The 13,793-nt window shown below is 53.7% G+C and carries 15 protein-coding genes; 7 read left to right on the top strand and 8 right to left on the bottom strand.

The annotated features are described in order from the left end of the window. The first annotated feature begins 129 nt into the window (after nucleotides 1-129). Entirely contained in the window at nucleotides 130-381 is a 252-nt protein-coding gene (locus IPM28_10610; protein MBK9173442.1) for a hypothetical protein, read from the top strand. 94 nt (nucleotides 382-475) lie between these two features. On the opposite strand, the gene IPM28_10605 is transcribed toward IPM28_10610, so the two are convergent. Genes IPM28_10605 through IPM28_10585 form a run of 5 tightly spaced genes read right to left on the bottom strand, consistent with a single transcriptional unit; the run spans nucleotide 476 to nucleotide 4,010 of the window. Then, the gene (locus IPM28_10605; GenBank protein MBK9173441.1) at nucleotides 476-1,309 is read right to left on the bottom strand and encodes an MBL fold metallo-hydrolase; all 834 of its coding nucleotides are present in this window, start codon (nucleotides 1,307-1,309) and stop codon (nucleotides 476-478) included. Beyond that, nucleotides 1,306-2,091, bottom strand: coding sequence for an SDR family oxidoreductase (locus IPM28_10600; GenBank protein ID MBK9173440.1), 786 nt, complete (start codon nucleotides 2,089-2,091; stop codon nucleotides 1,306-1,308). The genes IPM28_10605 and IPM28_10600 overlap by 4 nt, the downstream gene beginning before the upstream one ends. Beyond that, the gene (locus IPM28_10595; protein ID MBK9173439.1) at nucleotides 2,088-2,612 is read right to left on the bottom strand and encodes a hypothetical protein; all 525 of its coding nucleotides are present in this window, start codon (nucleotides 2,610-2,612) and stop codon (nucleotides 2,088-2,090) included. Before IPM28_10595 ends, IPM28_10600 begins: the two co-directional genes overlap by 4 nt. A gap of 28 nt (nucleotides 2,613-2,640) precedes the next feature. Next, entirely contained in the window at nucleotides 2,641-3,495 is an 855-nt protein-coding gene (locus IPM28_10590) for an alpha/beta hydrolase (GenBank protein ID MBK9173438.1), read from the bottom strand. Continuing rightward, nucleotides 3,492-4,010 carry a GNAT family N-acetyltransferase gene (locus tag IPM28_10585; protein ID MBK9173437.1) on the bottom strand — a complete coding sequence of 173 codons (519 nt, stop codon included), beginning with the start codon at nucleotides 4,008-4,010 and terminating at the stop codon, nucleotides 3,492-3,494. The genes IPM28_10590 and IPM28_10585 overlap by 4 nt, the downstream gene beginning before the upstream one ends. A gap of 362 nt (nucleotides 4,011-4,372) precedes the next feature. Here IPM28_10585 and IPM28_10580 point away from each other — a divergent pair, with 362 nt between their 5' ends. After that, complete coding sequence (locus IPM28_10580) at nucleotides 4,373-5,038, top strand: hypothetical protein (protein ID MBK9173436.1); 666 nt, start codon at nucleotides 4,373-4,375, stop codon at nucleotides 5,036-5,038. Between the two features lie 5 nt (nucleotides 5,039-5,043). Here the strand turns inward: IPM28_10580 and IPM28_10575 are convergent, their stop codons facing one another. Together IPM28_10575 and IPM28_10570 are read right to left on the bottom strand one after the other, a co-directional pair. After that, nucleotides 5,044-6,258: a DUF1015 domain-containing protein gene (locus IPM28_10575; protein ID MBK9173435.1), complete on the bottom strand. Its 1,215-nt coding sequence runs from the start codon at nucleotides 6,256-6,258 to the stop codon at nucleotides 5,044-5,046. Between the two features lie 18 nt (nucleotides 6,259-6,276). After that, nucleotides 6,277-6,885: a hypothetical protein gene (locus IPM28_10570; protein MBK9173434.1), complete on the bottom strand. Its 609-nt coding sequence runs from the start codon at nucleotides 6,883-6,885 to the stop codon at nucleotides 6,277-6,279. Between the two features lie 76 nt (nucleotides 6,886-6,961). Here IPM28_10570 and IPM28_10565 point away from each other — a divergent pair, with 76 nt between their 5' ends. Then, the gene (locus IPM28_10565; GenBank protein MBK9173433.1) at nucleotides 6,962-7,246 is read left to right on the top strand and encodes a 4a-hydroxytetrahydrobiopterin dehydratase; all 285 of its coding nucleotides are present in this window, start codon (nucleotides 6,962-6,964) and stop codon (nucleotides 7,244-7,246) included. A gap of 12 nt (nucleotides 7,247-7,258) precedes the next feature. Here the strand turns inward: IPM28_10565 and IPM28_10560 are convergent, their stop codons facing one another. Continuing rightward, nucleotides 7,259-8,293, bottom strand: coding sequence for a hypothetical protein (locus tag IPM28_10560; protein ID MBK9173432.1), 1,035 nt, complete (start codon nucleotides 8,291-8,293; stop codon nucleotides 7,259-7,261). A 241-nt stretch (nucleotides 8,294-8,534) separates the two neighbouring features. Between IPM28_10560 and IPM28_10555 the strand changes: the two genes are divergently transcribed. The 4 genes from IPM28_10555 (at nucleotide 8,535) to IPM28_10540 (ending at nucleotide 13,761) form a co-directional block, all read left to right on the top strand. Next, on the top strand, nucleotides 8,535-9,989 hold the full coding sequence (locus IPM28_10555) for an NADP-dependent isocitrate dehydrogenase (GenBank protein MBK9173431.1): 1,455 nt from the start codon (nucleotides 8,535-8,537) through the stop codon (nucleotides 9,987-9,989). Nucleotides 9,990-10,143: 154 nt separating this feature from the next. Beyond that, nucleotides 10,144-12,345 carry a protein kinase gene (locus IPM28_10550; GenBank protein ID MBK9173430.1) on the top strand — a complete coding sequence of 734 codons (2,202 nt, stop codon included), beginning with the start codon at nucleotides 10,144-10,146 and terminating at the stop codon, nucleotides 12,343-12,345. 47 nt (nucleotides 12,346-12,392) lie between these two features. Beyond that, a complete protein-coding gene (locus tag IPM28_10545; GenBank protein MBK9173429.1) occupies nucleotides 12,393-13,067 on the top strand; it encodes a TlpA family protein disulfide reductase in 675 nt (224 codons plus the stop codon). 19 nt (nucleotides 13,068-13,086) lie between these two features. Then, a complete protein-coding gene (locus IPM28_10540) occupies nucleotides 13,087-13,761 on the top strand; it encodes a DUF3592 domain-containing protein (protein ID MBK9173428.1) in 675 nt (224 codons plus the stop codon). Nucleotides 13,762-13,793: the final 32 nt, after the last annotated feature.

Here is a 13,793-nt window from a genome sequence, read left to right as displayed (position 1 = left end):
GCGCTGCGGAAAGGTGCCATTTGGTCTTTCAAATTTTGAGCGATATGTGGTGCGGTAAGCCTGAAAGGGCGAGGGAACGCGCACAACTCAAAGACAGTACTTAATTACAGTAGCCCAGTTGGCGATTAGTTGGCAAAGAAAAACTTTTGCCCGCCGCCAAAAGCAAAAAAGCAAAAGCGGCTGGCCAGGTCCGACCGTGGAACCTCGCCGCTTCTGCTTGTAAAGAACAACGGTCGCGACCGACAGTTTCCGACCAGCTATCTGACGAACGCATTCGGGATGGGGCGGTCTGTTGCGGCACCGAACGGGATGATCTGCGTGCCCGAGGTCGAGCCGAGCATGAACCACGTCGCCGACGAAGGCCTAAACCCAGATCAGTAGATCGGCATGCACGCGTGACCCTGAAAAGGGCTATTGTTCACTCACGATCGTCCAAAGATCCTGCATGGCGTGCGAATGATCAGAAACATCTCGTTCATTGAATAGCGATCCAATCGGTCGGCCGCTTAGGTTCCGAGATAGTGATCTCTGCTTCGGCGCGGAAAAGCGGCGAACGCATCTGCAGCGCGGATTCCGCCGTGATGCGTGCGAGATTGGGCTCGTTGGAGCGCTGCGATAGATGGGCGAGGATGATGTGGCGGGCCGTACCGTCAAAGTCGTTGGTGAGCCAATCGGCCAGGTCCTCGTTCGAGAGGTGGCCGGTCTGCGACGCTATCCGCTGCTTCAGTTCCCAGTTGTAGACGTGGCAGGCGCGAAGCATATCGCGGCTGTGGTTCGATTCGATGACGATCGCGTCGCAATTGCGCAGCTTTTCCTTTATCAGTTCGGTGATGTGCCCGAAATCCATCAGCGTCGCGACCCGAACGCCGTCGCGACGGGCGACGAAGCCGAAATTATCCGCGGCATCATGGGGAACGGTGAACGGTTCGAAGTCGATATCACCAATGCGGAACTCGGCATCAGATTCGATCTCGACGGTTCTGTCCTTGAGCGCTTCGTGCCGTTTGAGGCCTTCGCTGTCGCCGTTCGATTCGCCCCGACGCGTCGAATAAAACGCATCTTCGGTTGGCCGCGAAATGAAGACCGGACAGCTTAGCGACCGCATCAGGACCCGTAAACCGCCGGCATGATCGCTGTGTTCGTGGGTGATGAGCACGGCGTCTAGATCCTCCGGATCTACACCGACAGATGCAAGCCGCCTGAGCGTTTCGCGGGCGCTGAGGCCCGCATCGACCAACACTTTGGTCGTTTCGCTGGCGATCAGGACCGCGTTCCCGGTCGAGCCGCTGCCGATCACAGTAAATTTCATTTCTTGCCTTGATACTTCGAACGCAGACCGCGGCCGATCGCGCGGATGATCAGCGAGTTGGGGACGAAGTTGGTCGCTGTAGCCACGAGAAAATTCGCCCAACCTGAAACTACTTTCGCTTTGCGTCCATTGAGCGCATTCAATGCCGTCTCGACCACGTCATCAGCCGTCTGCTGGCCCTTGACCTTTATCGCACGTTCGATGTTCGAAGCGTTAAAGAAATTGGTCTTCGTTGAACCGGGACATAAGGCAAGTACCTGGATCCCAAACGGCCGGTTCTCTTCCGCGATGGCCTCTGAGAAAGATGTAACGAACGACTTCGTCGCTGCGTATGTTGCCATGAACGGTATTGGTTGAAAGCCGGCCGCAGACGATACATTGACGATCGCTCCATCGTTCCTTTCGCGCATCTTTGTCAAGTATCGATGTGTGAGAGCAACCAAAGACATCACATTCAGGCTGATCATCTCAAGTTCGCGTTCGAGATCAAGGTCGGCAAAGTCGCCCATCGAGCCGAATCCGGCATTGTTTATCAGCAGGTCTATCTCCAGGCCGTGGCGTTCGGTCTCCTCAAAAAGGCGCCTGTCCGCCTCGAAATCGACAAGATCAATGGCTATGTAATGCGCGGTGATCGCGAACTTTGCTTTCAGCTCGTCACAAAGTGAACGCAGCTTGTCTTCGGAACGGGCAACCAGAACGAGGTTGCTCCCTTCCTCAGCAAGCCGCCGGGCAAAGGCCTCGCCAATGCCGCTGGATGCACCTGTGATCAAGGCAGCTTTCATAGATCATGGCCGGTATCGTCGCTTGGGACGAACGAGTAATAGACCGAGAGGGCGACTGCAGCGATTATAGCCAATGTACCGGCGGCGCGGATAATGCCGGCGACGGTTTTGGTCGATTCGAGAAGGCCCATCCGCGACAGCATATAGTTCCAATCGTGAAAGCTTCCTTCGCTGCCTGTCATTCCACTTGTCAGTACTAGCTGCATTACGACCGCATCGGCCGCGTACATCCAGACATTCAAAATGCTCTGGCCGACCCACAAAAGCACGATCGACGCCGAATAGAGCTGCCTTTTCCATACGAAGTACCCGACGAAAACCGCCGGCAATATCACCTGAAAAAGCGAGCCTCCGGCGATCATCATGAACTCGCCGAACGGCGTAAACAAAAGGTGGCCGGTCTCATGTATCGGCAGATCGACCATATCCAGAAAGCTGCCCTGCATCGGGTCGTAGGCGATCCACAAAAAATAGAGCGCCATTACAACAGCAAAAAGCAGCTTAGGATAACTAACTTTCATTTTGGCAATGAGAAAAGCTCAAAGCGGATCAAAGCAGTTTGTTCTTTGCGACGAATGCCTTGATCTCGTTATTGAACTCGGCCGGTTTCTCCATCATCAGGAAGTGGCTGATGCTCTTCCACATCCTGAATTCAAGATTCGGGGCGACCGAGCGGAAAAATTCCTCTTCGTCGGGTTTCCACGATTGCGATTCGGCCATCACGGCCAAAACCGGGACGTTTATCTTGTCTGAACCCCAGATCGAAGGGTCAAGCATGGCGTCCATTGCGCTCAAGGCGACCGGAGCACGCGTGGCCAGCATTCGCTCACGGATCCAGGTTCTCAGTTCAACATCTTTAATGTCGTTGAGCATTCCGTCCATGAAACCCGGCGCATTCTTTGCGTAATTAGAGCGAACCGGAGCGAAGTACTGTTCGAATATCTCGCTGCTCGCGAAGGGTCGAAGCGCACCGTCGACTATCACGACGCCGGCGACCTTCTGAGGAAATAGCCGATAAAATTGGCGGGCGACCGGTGTGCCCATGCTATGGCCGACCAATACCGCTTTATCGACCTTTGCTTTGGTGAGCACTGCGTCGACCGACTTCGCAAAAAGATCCATCGAGTATATCGCGTTCGGGCGATCGCTTTGACCATGCCCGACAAGATCGATCGCGATCACTCGATTCTGCGGAAATTCGTTGTAGCTCCCTCGCCAGAAGTCGGCACTGCAGGTCCACCCGTGGATGAAGACGATCGCGTTCTTATTCTTCTGGCTTCCGATGTCGTAATAGTGAATGCGGGTCTTATCCATTGATGCCCAGCGGCTTTCGGGCATTTTTTCCTGCGCCGATGAAAAGGACACAAGAATGGCGAACAACGATATGAGGAGAAATTTTTTCATCCGGAACTCCTTTCAAAATCTGCCTTAGAGATCACATAGAAAGCGCACGCCGCTCCGTAGTGGTCTTCGGTCTTCTCGTGCTGCATTCCCAGCTTTTCCATTATGCGTCTCGAAGCAGAATTTTCAAGCTGTGCAACGGCAACGATCCGGTCGAGACCCATAGTACCGAAACCGTATTCCAGCCAGCCGCGTGCCGCCTCGGTCCCGATGCCGCGGCCCCAAAACGGCTTTACCATACTGTACCCGACCTCGATCTCGTCGGTTCCCTCAAGCGGTTGTAGGCCTGCCGATCCTATTATCTCGCCCGTTTCCTTCCAGATCATCGCACACATACCGACGCCGTGGCTTTCGTAACAACCGATGTAGAACCTGATCCGCGTTGCCAGGGCCGTCGGGTTTTGAAGTCGCACCCCGCCGAGGTACTTGTTCACCTCGGGGTCCGAGCGCTGTTCGATCAATAATGGCAAGTCGTCAAGGGTGAACCTTCGAAATTGAAGCCTTGCTGTCTCTATCATGTTCCGATCTCGTGTATACGGCCTCCGCGATGATGAGATTCTAACACAGACAAAGCGGCCGAAAGTCAGTTGATCGGGCCATTATCACCCGTGAACTGATCAAACAGTTGAAACCGGATCAACACGACAGTGCAAGCCCTTTCAAATAGGAATCGCCGACCTGGACCGGCGCGTCGATCATAGTCCGCCTATGTCGGGCGCAGGTCGGCTTCAGTTATGGTTTCAAAACCCGCATTTCCTGTGGCAACGTCCCGTAAGCGGAACTCCCGGTCACGGCTTTTTTTCGTTTGGTGACAAATTAGTTACAAATCAGCGCTTTGCGGTGTATTCAATGCAGAGAATTCAAAAGCGAGGTAACCGGAATGATGCTTGATGAACCAAAACTGTCAGATCAAACAAGTAGGCGGGAATTCGTTCGTGCAGCCTCGATCGCCCTTTCGCTTCCGTTATTGTTCGGCTGCAGGTCAGATATGTTCGCGCAAGGTGCCGTTCATGATCTTCGTCAGGGATTGCTGCGCAATGCGATCACTGACCCGTCATGCAGTTGGTGCGGTGCGAGGGATATGCCGGCCACCGTAGGACCGGCAGCGTTGATCGCGCCCAAACCTGAAGCCGGTGAGCGGATCGCGATCCGCGGAACGGTCTACGGCAAAGACGGCAAGACTCCCTATGCAAATGCTCTGATCTATGCCTACCACACCGACATTCACGGCATTTACGGCAGAGGAAACGAACACAAACACGGGCGATTTCGGGGATGGATGCTCACGGACACGAACGGACAGTACTCTTTCGAGACGATCCTGCCGGCGTCGTACCCTAATTCGACGATCGCAAAACACATTCATATGACGGTTACGACCGTCGAGCGAAAAGAGGATTGGATCGATTCGATCCTGTTCGAAGGTGACCGGTTCATAACAGCACGTGAGCGGGTTATAACGAAAGGTGGTTTTAATCCGATCCTAAGCCTGGCAAAGGACCGGAACGGAGTGCTTTCCGGAGTTCGCGATATAATGCTGACGTGAGCAGGTCAGATCAAATGGACGAATAGGCCGTCTTTCAGCTTTGGTTCGAACCAGGTCGATTTCGGCGGCATTATCTCGCCCATGTCGGACACGGCCAGCAGATCGTCGATCGTCGTCGGGAAGAGCGAGAAGGCAATTCGCGCCTCGCCCGAATCGACGATCCTTTTAAGCTCTTCAGTACCGTGAATGCCGCCTACGAACCCGATCCGTTCATCGGTTTGCGGGTCGGTAATGCCGAGAGCAGGCCCGAGGACAAACTGCTGCAGAATACTCACATCAAGCCGTTCAATGGGATCGGGAGCACGAAAATAATTCACCGAAAACTGAAGGTCGTACCATTTGCCGGCCAGGTACATACATATTTCACCGTGTGCCTTGGGCGTGCAATCGTCAACGGCCGTGACGATGAAGCTCTCGCTGATCCGGGTGATTATCTCGTCGTCGGTGAGGCTGTCGATCCCCTTGACCACTCGGTTATAAGCCAATATTTGCAGCCGGTCAGCCGGAAATATGCCGGCCATAACGAAGTTGTAGTCTTCGTTTCCGGTGTGATCCGGATCGCGGTCTCGAAGTGCGTTTCTGGCCAGCAGCGCACTCTCGGCACGATGATGGCCATCGGCAATGTAGAGCGCATCGACCTCGCCAAATGCGTCGGTCAAAGCCTGCGTATCGTGCACTTTCCAGACGGTCTGACGAACGGTATCCGCGCCCTCGAAATCGTAGAGCGGATCTAACGACGATTCTTTGTCGACGATCGCCTTTATTCGTTCGGTCTCGCGATATGCGAGGAAGATAAGCCCTGTTTGTGCACGCAGGCCAAGCATGTGCTCCGTACGTTCGTTGACCTTGTCGGGACGGGTCTTTTCGTGTTTTTTTATCCTGCCTTTCTCGTATTCATCAAGCGAACAGCAAGCGACGATTCCTGTTTGCGCATGCGACGGTGTCTCGAGGCGATAAACGAAATATGCCGGCTCATCGTCGGCAACAAGTACGCCTGCAGTGATCAAGTCATCGAGGTTCTGCTTTGCGATCGCGGCCGGCGATACGCCCTTGTCGAATGCCTCGCCCTCAGGCCGCGTGATCCTGAGAAAACTAAGCGGGTTTGCAGCGATGAAGCCGCGAACTTCCGATTCATGAACAACGTCGTACGGCACGCTTGAAACCTGCTTTGCCTTCGCCGGAACCGGACGCAAAGCACAAAATGGTCTGATCAATGACACAGATTCTCCTTGAGGGGTTCAATCTTCGGGCGACGGTCGTTTGGCGCCGGTGTTGGCATTGGTATTCGTATCGGAGTTCGCGTCCGTAATGGTTGGCGTGTTCGAGTTGATGGGCGTGTTCGAATTTCCGCCTTCCGTCGATTGCGAATTGGAGGGATCTATTCGTCCCTTATTGATCACGTCGTCCAACTGCTGCTGATTTATCTCTTCGATGTCACGCATCAGCCGTTCTTGGTATCCTTTCTTATCGATCTTCCACTCCCCGCCCTCAAAGACGAATGGGATCGTCTCCCATATACCCATCGAATTTTCGACCTCAAGCGTTGCTTTTTCGCCTTCGATCTTTTCGTTTCGGACTTTCACGACCGTCTGGCTCTCGTTGAGTAGAGTTTCACGCTTAACGATATCGTCAAGAGTTACGCCCTGGGCCTTCGCCTCCTGCTCGTGCATTTTTATCGATTCCGCAGAAAGCAGGAGCTTCATTGTGGTGATGTCTTTCTGTTTGACCGCACGGGAATAGGTGCGAAAGGTCTCTTTAGGCGATGACGGTTCTTTTTCAGACGAACACGCGGCGGACAATAATGCAAAAAGCAGGAATAGTGATCCTTTTCGGATAAATGCCTTCATTGCGATGTATGAAAAATGAATGTAGTAAGATAGTGTAAATGGCAAGTATAACCGAAAACACCGGAACGAAAAATTGATGGAACGCAGAAAACTAGAGGCAGAAGAGATCGGTAAATGGTTGGCCGAGCGGCCAGCATGGGGCGTCCAGCACGGCAAGTTGTTCAGGAGATTTGAGTTTCCTGACTTTTCGTCCAGCCTGGACTTTGTCAACAAGGCCGGAAAGATCGCTGATGCGGCCGATCATCACCCTGACATTCGGCTCGGCTGGGGCTATGCCGAATTTGAGATCACAACGCACGATCGAGGCGGCATCACACCTTTGGATTTTGACCTTGCGGCAAAGATCGATGCGATCACGTAATGCGAACCGATGCTATTCGAGCTTCGAGCATTCAATCGCAAGGTCATTCGCGAATTTGATCGAATCATCAACGAATTGTCCCGCCGAACTGTCAAATTTTTGCTTGAACTCAGCAACCCCGTAAAAGCAATCTTCGCTTTTTCTGTAAGTGTAGGCCGCGTAAACCGTACGTCGTTTCTCGGGAAACAGCATCGATGCGCCATGCTCAGACCAGTTGTCACTGGCGAAATAGAATCTAACCGGCGTAATTCCAACGGCCTTTAGTCTCGCCACTATCGTCGTCTTGATCGGAAGGCTGTAGAACGAGCCTATGATCGGCAGGGCCGCAAGGTCGGTCGTCCCGCGAAGTACCATCGATTCAAAGTCGTCGCGCAACCCGGGGTATTTCGTCACTCGTCCCGGAAACTCGAAGACGACATTCGCTATTGCCAGATTTTCGGTGGCCGCCCTGGGGATGAGGGTCGTGTTCGTCAATCGAAAGTCGTTGCTCCAAACACCCGGACGGCGAGTTGCCGCGACATCGAGAAATATCGGGATCGCTGCGTTTCGGCCGGGCATTCCTGGCGAAAGATTGATCTTTAATTCGGTCTTTTCGAGATCCTCTTTCGAGAATTGCAGGACGTACTGGCCTAACGCCGTCGGGTCGTTCTGAGGAGCGATCTCAGCGTACAGACGATACATCAGGCCCGGTTGATTCTCAGGATCGGGGAGCGTGAGAACGTAATCGCCAAGCTTGGTCTTGAATTTCACATACAGCCAAAGTGCTTCGCCATCGGCTATCTTTTTGACCTGATTGTTTGACGCTTCAGCAAACGATCTCACGTCGCGGTTTGCGAGAACGATCCGAACATCCTGATTAAGGACCGCCGGCTTTGGTTTCGGCAAAGCGGTAGACGATCGCGATTCTTCAAGTTCGCGTTGACGTTTTTCGTCCGCCTCGATCGCCCGCTGACGCCTCTCTTCAGTACGGCGCATCTGAGGGAATTGGGCCGTGATCTCGCCGCTGATCAGAAATAGGAACGAAACCAGTAGTAATGCTCTTTTCAACAAATCTTGCTCCCGACCCATCCGGATCCGCGTATACCTGCTCAACATTTAGACTCTGATGCAATTTATTACGATGCCGTTTGTAAATTATATCGATAGTTGTCGCCGACGCCAATCTAATAATCTCCCGTATGCCTTTGGTACTGCGCCGAAACCAGGCGGCCGTTGCCTAATGTTCCTATATCCTATAAAATCTCGTTTTCGTTAACAGTAAACAAAATCGAGGATTTAAGAGATAAATATGTCCAACGTTCCTATTACCGTCGCTCATGGCGACGGCATCGGGCCTGAGATAATGGAGGCGACGCTTCACATTCTGAAAGAAGCCGGAGCCCGCATCGACATCGAGACCATCGAGATCGGCGAGAAAGTGTATTTGAGCGGAAATGCGGCCGGGATCGCACCGGAATCGTGGGAAAGCCTTCGCCGAACCAAGGTCTTTCTGAAGGCGCCGATAACCACGCCGCAGGGCGGCGGTTACAGCTCTTTGAACGTGGCGGTCCGTAAAACGCTAGGACTTTATGCGAACGTCAGGCCGTGCGTCTCATATCATCCGTTCGTGCAGACGAAACACCCGGTGATGGATGTTGTCATTGTGCGTGAGAACGAAGAGGATACGTACGCGGGGATCGAGTACCGGCAGACCGGGCAGGTCGAAGAATGTCTCAAGCTTATTTCGCGGCCCGGCAGTGAAAAGATAGTTCGGTACGCTTTTGAGTACGCAAAAAAATTCAACCGAAAAAAGGTCACCTGCTTCATTAAGGACAACATAATGAAGCGGACCGACGGTCTCTTTCACCGCGTATTTGACGAGATCGCACCTGAATATCCGGGCATTGAGGCCGACCATTGGATCGTCGATATCGGCTCCGCAAAACTCGCCGACACGCCCGAAAATTTCGACGTGATCGTAATGCCGAACCTTTACGGCGACGTTTTGTCGGATGTGGCAGCACAGATCGCCGGCTCGGTCGGTCTTGCGGGTTCGTCGAACATTGGCGAACAGGTGGCAATGTTCGAGGCGATACATGGTTCGGCACCGCGGCGAGCCGGGCAAAACCTTGCCAACCCGTCGGGACTGTTCCTTGGTTCGATATTGATGCTCGTACACATCAATCAGCCGGATGTTGCCGAGCTTGCCCATAATGCGTGGCTTCGCACGATCGAGGACGGTATTCACACGTACGACATGTTCAAAGACGGCATCTCGAAAGAGAAGGTCGGGACCAGGGAGTTTGCACAGGCGGTCGTCGATCGGATCGGGCAAAAGCCTGAGACCCTCAAACCCGTCACGTATTCGGCAAATGTCGTGGATACCGATCCAAAGCCGATCTATTCGACCCCGGAACCGCAGAAAAAAGACCTTGTTGGCGTCGACGTCTTTCTAGATTGGTGGAAGGGTTCGTTTTACGGAGTCGCGAACGAACTCGGCGGCTTGGTCGAGGGCGTTAATGGCGACGGCCTTGTTCTGCAGTCGATCGCAAATCGCGGGGTAAAGGTATATCCCGGCGGTTTTTCAGACACTTTTACCGTCGATCATTGGCGTTGCCGCTTTACTGCTGAGAACGGCGAAGGTTCTGCCGTAACACACGAGCAGATCATCTCGCTTCTCGGCCGATTCAACGACGCCGGGCTGGATGTTATCAAAACCGAGAATCTATACAACTTCGATGGGGCGAAGGGATACTCTGCCTGATCGGCCCGGCCATGTTCGCGCGAATGTCTCTGGCTTAGAGCTTTTGTCGACCGAAATTCGAACGTTGGCGTCGCTTCCGCGCATTGGCGGTGAGGCGTTGCACTGGCGGTGATTCGCGGACGACCGATTTGGTTTTCGGAGAAATGGAGGCTATATGCTCGGTAAGACGATCTCGCACTATCAGATCACCTCTCAGCTTGGCGAGGGCGGAATGGGAGTGGTTTACGAAGCTGAGGATACGAATCTAGGCCGCCGGGTCGCCCTAAAATTTCTCACGCCTGCTATGGCTGGTGACGAGAACCTGCTCCAGCGATTTCAACGCGAGGCCCGGGCGGCCTCGGCCCTTAACCATCCGAATATTTGTACTATCCATGGTATCGAACAGCATGAGAACGATCACTTCATCGTGATGGAACTGCTCGACGGCGAGCCGCTTGCTGAGCGTATCCGACGCGGCCCTTTGGACATCGATTCGCTTTTGACTCTTGGAGTTCAGATCGTCGACGCGCTTGAATCAGCACATTCCAAGGGTATAGTCCATCGCGATCTGAAGCCCGCGAACATGTTTGTCACGTCGCGCGGCCAGGCAAAGATCCTGGATTTCGGTTTGGCCAAGATCGACCGCCAGAAGCCCGATGCTTCGTCCAATATCCCGACGGCGATCGCCGACGAACTAACCTCGGCCGGAGCAACAATGGGCACTATCGCCTATATGTCGCCCGAGCAGGCGCGCGGCGAGATCACCGATGCTCGAACCGACCTGTTCTCGGTCGGAACCGTTTTGTACCAGATGGCGACCGGAGTTCTTCCGTTTCAGGGCGATACATCTGCCGTCGTATTCGATTCGATACTTAACCGTGATCCGACACCCGTGACACAGGTGAACCCGTCGCTGCCGCCGGAACTCGGCCGAATAATCGGACAGGCCCTCGAAAAGGACCGCGATCTGAGGTATCAAAGTGCGACCGACCTGAAAACTGCACTTAAGAGATTAAAACGCGATCTTGATTCGGGCCGTCATTCGGGCGAATCCGCCGCGATCCACAGTACGCGTTCACCGCAGGCCGTTCACGAACACTCGATCGCCGTTCTGTATTTCGAGAATCTGAGCGGTATGAAAGAGGATGAGTATCTGCGTGACGGCATTACAGAAGACATAACGACAGAGCTTTCGAAGATACGGCGATTGAAGACGTTTTCGCGCGCTATGGTCCTCAATTACCGCGACAAGTCGGTGACTGCGGGTCAGGTCGGAAAAGAACTTGGTGCGTCATACGTTCTTGTCGGTAGTTTGCGGCGTGCGGGCAATCGGCTTCGGATCAACGCGCAATTGGTCGATGCGGCAACTGATTTCCCATTATGGTCAGAGCGGTACGACCGCGAGATGGCGGATGTGTTCGAGGTGCAGGATGAGATCGCGTCAAAGATCGCTGCTGCCTTGCGGATCACGCTGTCGCCGCAGGAACAAGAGGCTCTCGCCGCAAAACCGACCGAAAATCTACAGGCGTACGACCTATATCTGAGAGGAAGAAACTACGCGCGGCGCGTCGGCCGGCAGGACCTTCAGGTCGCGCTCCAGATGTACGAGAACGCGGTTGCCCTGGACCTGGGCTTTGCCTTGGCTCATGCCGCCGTGGCCAACGTCTGTGCCCAGTATTACTATCATTTTGACCGCCAGCAGCAATGGATCGACCGGGCGATAGCCGCGACCAAGAAGGCAAGTTCGGGCGGAAACGATGCACCTGAGATCAGGCTTGCTGAGGCCTGGGTCGATTTTGCTGAAGGCCGTTATGACGATGCGGTCGGCAAGGTGCGGGCGGCGCTGAACCGCGATCCGGATCTCGACGGCGGATACTATCTATTAGGCCGAGCGCTTTTTGAGGCCGGGCGATACCAGGAGATCGCCGAAGTGATGGAAGAGGCACTTGCTCATGCGGGCGAAAACTATAATACGACAATTCCCATACACAACGCGCTGGGTGCGTTAGGAAAAAAAGAGGCTTTGACAAATTTTCTTCACCGCGAGATAGCGGTCTTTGAAGAGCATCTGAAAAAGGTTCCCGAGGATGCCCGGGCGAGGGTCTTGCTTGCCAGCGATTATGCGATGCAGGGCCGGATGGATGAGGCGAAGCGAGAGGCCGAAATGGCGATGGCCTTGCGCCCGGATGATACGATGATCCTCTACAATACGGCTTGTGTCTTCTGCGCCATGAACAAACCGGCCGATGCGATGGTGGCTCTTAAGAAAGCGTGGGAAGGCGGCAATCGAAACTCGGCGTGGACGCGCAAAGATCCCGATCTCGCGATACTCCACGGCGATCCCGAGTTCGAACGCTTGTACCCGCCGACCGATTGAGGAGATAGCCGTTCACCTATCGGCCGATCGACAATAAACTCGTGACGATGATCTTTTCACACCGCGTTTTTCGCACGATCCTGCTTCCATTCATGCTTGTGGCTGGTTTTGCAGGTGCTCAAAATTCTCCGGCGCAATCCACCGTACGATCAGAAACCAAGACCATTTTCCGCGATTCCGACGGTAATGTGATAAGCAACAACGAGTTCGTCGATATCAGAATGGCGAATTTCCACTATCCCGACGGAACCGTTGTGAGAACGCTCGGCGACGGTTCGACCGAATTCCGGCTTCAAAAGATACCACAGGAGGGGATGATGGTCCCCGAGTTTACGGTCTTGACCATCAACGGCAAGAAGATCTCGTCCGCTGATCTGAAAGGCAAGGTCGTGGTGCTGAATTTCTGGTTCATCGGATGCCCGGTTTGTCTTGCGCACAAACCAGGGCTGAACGATCTGAAAGCGAAGTTCGGCCAGACCGAAGATCTGGTCTTTCTGGCTTTGACACGCGATCCGGCCGCAAACGTCAAGAGATTCCTTGCAAAGGAGCGGTTCGACTATGAGCAGGCCGCCGAGGCGGGATCTGTCTTGGATTTGTTTAAGTTTTCAGGGTATCCAAAAAATATCGTGATCGGTAGGAACGGCGAGATAGTTTACTGGCGAAGTACGATATCGGCCTGGGATAAGTTCGAAGCAGTGGTCAGGGCCGAGCTGGCCAAATAGGAGATAGAAGGACAAGCACATGGCCGGATTTTTTCCTTTCCCACCGCCAGCGAATCACGCTAAGCTTTGGCCGCTTTATTTGGCAGGTTCGATCGCCGTCTATTTTGGGTTCCTCGTCGTGTTGGTCCTCGGCGGTGCGTTTTCGGCTACGATGATCTATTCGGATGTCGAAGTTTATTTGCAGTCGCGATCGAGCCAACATTGGCCGGCGACGACGGCTCAGATCACATCATCGTGGGTTCGGCCGGATTCAGGTCGTTTTCAGCCTCTCGCGTCTTACACGTACGAGGTCGAAGGGATATCTTTCGAAGGCGCAAGGGTCGCCTTTTCTGCCGATCCTCCGCGATTTCAGACGAAGGAGGAAGCCCTCGAACTCCTGGAGCCGTTCGGCGAGCTTAAGGCGGAACAGAAGCTCGCGATCTTGGACGCCGTACTTTCAAAAGACGGCCTCGCAGAGTTGAAACTGCGTCAGACCGCGGAACGGACCGTGAACATCTTCTTCGATCCGTCGGCGCCTGAAAACTCCACGCTGCGGCGAGAATTTTACAAGAGTGATAGACTCTGGATAAATTTGCTGCTTATTCCTTTATGCTGTCTTATCGTAATTATTTGGATCTTTAGTGTCAGAACTTGGATCGCGTATATCAAAAACAAAACGTATGAAAAGCCGACAGGTTCTCGGCTGCCAAATTGATCTGAGATGAAAGGAAAGCCTCAAACAAATCT

This window comes from Chloracidobacterium sp. (assembly GCA_016716305.1).
Taxonomy (GTDB): domain Bacteria; phylum Acidobacteriota; class Blastocatellia; order Pyrinomonadales; family Pyrinomonadaceae; genus OLB17.
This window is presented reverse-complemented; position numbering and strand designations above follow the sequence as displayed.

Coding starts and splice junctions, on each gene's coding strand:
- IPM28_10605 (MBK9173441.1), bottom strand. CDS start 1,309: ATGAAATTTACTGTGATCGGCAGCGGCTCGACCGGGAACGCGGTCCTG.
- IPM28_10600 (MBK9173440.1), bottom strand. CDS start 2,091: ATGAAAGCTGCCTTGATCACAGGTGCATCCAGCGGCATTGGCGAGGCC.
- IPM28_10595 (MBK9173439.1), bottom strand. CDS start 2,612: ATGAAAGTTAGTTATCCTAAGCTGCTTTTTGCTGTTGTAATGGCGCTC.
- IPM28_10590 (MBK9173438.1), bottom strand. CDS start 3,495: ATGAAAAAATTTCTCCTCATATCGTTGTTCGCCATTCTTGTGTCCTTT.
- IPM28_10585 (MBK9173437.1), bottom strand. CDS start 4,010: ATGATAGAGACAGCAAGGCTTCAATTTCGAAGGTTCACCCTTGACGAC.
- IPM28_10580 (MBK9173436.1), top strand. CDS start 4,373: ATGATGCTTGATGAACCAAAACTGTCAGATCAAACAAGTAGGCGGGAA.
- IPM28_10570 (MBK9173434.1), bottom strand. CDS start 6,885: ATGAAGGCATTTATCCGAAAAGGATCACTATTCCTGCTTTTTGCATTA.
- IPM28_10565 (MBK9173433.1), top strand. CDS start 6,962: ATGGAACGCAGAAAACTAGAGGCAGAAGAGATCGGTAAATGGTTGGCC.
- IPM28_10555 (MBK9173431.1), top strand. CDS start 8,535: ATGTCCAACGTTCCTATTACCGTCGCTCATGGCGACGGCATCGGGCCT.
- IPM28_10550 (MBK9173430.1), top strand. CDS start 10,144: ATGCTCGGTAAGACGATCTCGCACTATCAGATCACCTCTCAGCTTGGC.
- IPM28_10545 (MBK9173429.1), top strand. CDS start 12,393: ATGATCTTTTCACACCGCGTTTTTCGCACGATCCTGCTTCCATTCATG.
- IPM28_10540 (MBK9173428.1), top strand. CDS start 13,087: ATGGCCGGATTTTTTCCTTTCCCACCGCCAGCGAATCACGCTAAGCTT.